At 63.0% G+C, this 273-nt stretch carries 1 protein-coding gene; it reads right to left on the bottom strand.

The features are described from left to right. The coding region (locus AC0IYH_RS31585; RefSeq protein WP_471838188.1) for a hypothetical protein at positions 1–273 on the bottom strand (273 nt) is incomplete at both ends.

Raw genomic sequence — 273 nt, 5'->3', positions numbered from 1 at the left:
GGTCAACATGGTGAGGATCGTTTACGTGAGATCGCCCTTCTTCTGCGCGCCCCTGCGCGCCCACAGCATCTTCGTGCGCGCAGGCGTCGAGCAGACGGACACGGCGTCGTCGGGTCGACGGCGGGTCGTTGTGGTGGCGGTGTTTCGCCGATAGGGCGGCGGCAGATTTTCCTGGGAGTTTTCCGTCTTGAGCCAGCCCACCTACGATGTCGTCGCAATCGGCAATGCGATCGTCGACATCCTGTCGCAGTCCGATGACGCCTTCCTGACCGA

The sequence above is a fragment of the Pseudomonas sp. AC463 genome, from assembly GCF_979253585.1.
The sequence above is the reverse complement of the archived record's forward strand: the minus strand, read 5'-3'. Positions and strand labels throughout refer to the sequence as shown.